Source organism: Desulfomarina sp. (genome assembly GCF_054039375.1).
Genome location: NZ_JBPLBA010000159.1, coordinates 1 through 3205, shown reverse-complemented (window position 1 = coordinate 3205; position 3205 = coordinate 1). Strand labels below are relative to the sequence as shown.

General features: G+C 44.5%; 4 protein-coding genes. 3 read left to right on the top strand and 1 reads right to left on the bottom strand.

Annotated elements, in window-relative coordinates; all coding sequences use genetic code 11:
• Positions 1-254 precede the first annotated feature (254 nt).
• The 3 genes from ACXLDX_RS09520 to ACXLDX_RS09510 all read left to right on the top strand — a co-directional run bounded on the left by ACXLDX_RS09520 (position 255) and on the right by ACXLDX_RS09510 (position 2694).
• Positions 255-1049 carry a type III pantothenate kinase gene (locus tag ACXLDX_RS09520; protein WP_457576944.1) on the top strand — a complete coding sequence of 265 codons (795 nt, stop codon included), beginning with the start codon at positions 255-257 and terminating at the stop codon, positions 1047-1049.
• Positions 1049-1975 carry a S66 peptidase family protein gene (locus ACXLDX_RS09515; protein ID WP_457576943.1) on the top strand — a complete coding sequence of 309 codons (927 nt, stop codon included), beginning with the start codon at positions 1049-1051 and terminating at the stop codon, positions 1973-1975. Before ACXLDX_RS09520 ends, ACXLDX_RS09515 begins: the two co-directional genes overlap by 1 nt.
• Positions 1976-2226: 251 nt before the next feature.
• The gene (locus ACXLDX_RS09510; protein WP_457576942.1) at positions 2227-2694 is read left to right on the top strand and encodes an SH3 domain-containing protein; all 468 of its coding nucleotides are present in this window, start codon (positions 2227-2229) and stop codon (positions 2692-2694) included.
• A 220-nt stretch (positions 2695-2914) separates the two neighbouring features.
• On the opposite strand, the gene ACXLDX_RS09505 is transcribed toward ACXLDX_RS09510, so the two are convergent.
• Positions 2915-3205, bottom strand: a 291-nt coding sequence (locus tag ACXLDX_RS09505) for a hypothetical protein (RefSeq protein ID WP_457576941.1), incomplete at its 5' end; no start/stop codon positions are given.

The window sequence follows — 3205 nt, the reverse complement described above, 5'->3', positions numbered from 1 at the left end:
AGGCACCCCAGCTTTTCACGGTCTCTTCTGTCCACATAGGTGGGCTATAGCGAACAGAAGAGCCTGCAAAAATCTGTGGCACCTGTGAACAATTACAGTTCAGAGTAATAAAATCATAGAGTTGTTAGCCCTGTAAGGAGTTACATAAAATCATATAGTTGATGTCCGTATGAACAGTTATATGTTTTCCGGTTGTATGCATTGTTTCGTGCCCGCGTTCAACCATACTTTTTCCAACATCGTGGTGTCATAATATGTTCTTTGTTATTGATATTGGCAATTCCCATACGGTTACCGGGCTCTACAGCGACAATAAGCTGATCGGTCACTGGCGCTTTAAATCCAACAGAAAAAGCACCCCTGACGAGCTGGCTGTTCTCCATAATGCCCTTTTCACCATGGCAGGTATTGATAAGACTGCCATAAAAGGTGTTGTACTTGCAAGCGTTGTCCCTACCCTTGAAACCGCCTGGCTTGGCTGCTGCAAGAAACATTTTAATGCAGATCTCGACAAGAAGATCTTTGTGGTCGCCGTCAATGATATAAAGGATCTTATTTCTGTCAAACTGAAAAACCCTGGAGAAGTGGGTGCGGATCGTCTGGTTAACGCCATTGCAGCCTGGAAGGAGTTTCAGACAAGACTCATTGTCATTGACTTCGGTACAGCCATTACCTTTGACTGTATCACTGAACGATGCGAATACATAGGGGGCCTGATTATCCCCGGTATTGCCATATCTCTGGAGGCCCTGGCCACCAGAACGGCAAAGCTGCCGCACATCGATGTCTCCGAAAAACCAGCATCAGTGATCGGTAAAAATACAGATCATGCCATGAAAAGCGGAATTTTGTACGGATATGGTGCAATGATAAACGGTCTTGTTGAGAAAATCCGTCTGGAAATGGCTCCGGGGGGAGAAAAAATTACAGTCATCGCCACAGGAGGCATGGCAAAGGTTATCGCTCCATTCACCACAGCTTTTGACCGGATTGACCCGATGCTTACCCTGAAAGGTCTGGAAATTATTTATAAAAAGAAAATTGCGTAATGGTTCTCCCGTCCCTCTATCCTCCACCTCTTAAAAAAGGTGATACCCTTACCGTTATTGCTCCCGCGGGGCAGCTGCAGGAACCTGAAATATTTGCGAAAGGGGTCTCCCTGCTCGAAGAAATGGGTTTTTCCGTTAAATATCCAAGGGATTTATGGCCCGGAAATGACTACCTGGCCGACAGTGATAAAAACCGTGCCCGCGAATTCAATACATTTATCAATGACCCCGATACAGCCGGTATTATCTCAATGCGGGGTGGATTCGGCTGCCTGCGAATGCTCGATCAGATTGATCTCAGGCAGATTGCCGCCCATCCGAAACCTATCCTGGGTTTTTCTGATATTTCCATTCTCCACAACTATCTGCATACCAGAACAGGCCTTGTATGCTTCCATGGTCCCGTACTGACTTCCCTCCCCACATTAACTTCACCGGCACTCGAAAGACTGTATCGTTCTCTTACCGGCCAATGGGGAGCTCCAATAGATACCCGACAGGTAGAAATTCTCAGGGACGGACCGTCCTCTTCGGGGAGACTGCTGGGCGGAAACCTTACAAGCCTCGTTACCCTGCTGGGAACGCCTTATGATTTTTCATGGGAAGATGCTGTTATTTTTCTGGAAGATATCAATGAACCCCCATACAGGATTGACCGCATGCTGACCCAACTTTTTCTTGCCGGAAAATTCGACAAACTCTCCGGCCTGATTCTCGGGGATTTCTCCCTCTCCTCCCATGAGGACTATCTGGATAAAATCCGTTACAAAGAACAGGTCTGGATGAGAATTCTTGAGACAACCTGGGCATCTAATTTTCCGATTTGGGCAAATATCCCCTTTGGTCACTGTCCGGATAACTTCACCCTTCCCCTGGGGGCAACGGTTGAAATGGACAGAAAAACCACCAGGCTCCTCTTTCACTGACAACCATCATTTCCCGGCATTATCCGGATGCCGGCCCTTTGCCCTTTATGGTGCATATCAGCAGCATATGCTTGACTTGATTGTAGAAAAATGCTATAGAGAAATACCGGTTATTATTTGAATGGTCACCGTGATATTCCGCTGCCTTCAAAGCAGAAAAAGGCGGATAAACAAACGGCCATGGCCTGATCCTGCAGGAAACCAGGATTACTTACACAACTATTAAATTTATCAGAAGCCATACAAATATTATGATTTTTTCAAATTCAGTAAAAACTTCCATACACTTACTCCTGACATTGATCATTTTCAGTTTCTTCACATGCCCCAATGTCTTTGCAGCCCAGTATGTCAGTGTAAAAAAAGACAATGTGAATGTTAGGACAGGTCCATCGAAAGATAACCCTGTTTCCATGGAATTGTTTGAAGGATATCCACTGAAAGTTATAAAAAAACAGGGTGACTGGTATAAGGTAGTCGACTTCGAAAATGATTCCGGCTGGATCCACAAGAGTCTCGTGACCACCGGTGATACGGTCATCGTCAACGCCAAGAAGAGTGTGAATATGAGATCCGGCCCATCCACAAAAAGCTCGGTTGTCGCCGATGTGGAAAGAGGTGTTGTCCTGACGAAAATTTCCCGTAAAGGTAAATGGGTGCAAGTCAGACACGCAAGCGGAACTGTCGGCTGGATTTACAAACCGCTTCTCTGGCCTTAACGCCCTCCCGCCATAATTTCTGATATCAGGTTGAATATGAAATCATACAAATCTATTTCAACCTGATAATATGTCAAAGATCATTTTTTTGGCAACACCGGTTAGTCACGATAGATGTTTGGTGCAGACCAGGACCTTTTTCCTTGCATTATCTGGATAGCCAGTGATGAAGTATAAGAAATATCCTTGCTGATACCCACGATAGAAGACAAAAGCATTTTCAATGCATCGGTTCAGCTTTTCTTCTGGCATTCGAATATGAATCAAGAACGGTTTTCAAATTAATCAATATACGCTCGTTCTCCTCACTTGATGCAAGTAGTCCATTTTCCTTTAAATACCCAACAACATATGCCAGTATGTTGTTTTCAAAGTATGAATTTATACTTTCATCCGTGGATAACCACCCTTGTTCAATTGTCTGAAGCATTGCAATATTGCTTTCCAAGGCATCATCTAACATACGCTTTGAAATCAATGATATTTTACGACCGCTTGGATCATCACTAAA

Bases quoted from the DNA above. Each gene is read 5' to 3' on its own strand.
- ACXLDX_RS09520 (WP_457576944.1), top strand. From the start codon at position 255: ATGTTCTTTGTTATTGATATTGGCAATTCCCATACGGTTACCGGGCTC.
- ACXLDX_RS09515 (WP_457576943.1), top strand. From the start codon at position 1,049: ATGGTTCTCCCGTCCCTCTATCCTCCACCTCTTAAAAAAGGTGATACC.
- ACXLDX_RS09510 (WP_457576942.1), top strand. From the start codon at position 2,227: ATGATTTTTTCAAATTCAGTAAAAACTTCCATACACTTACTCCTGACA.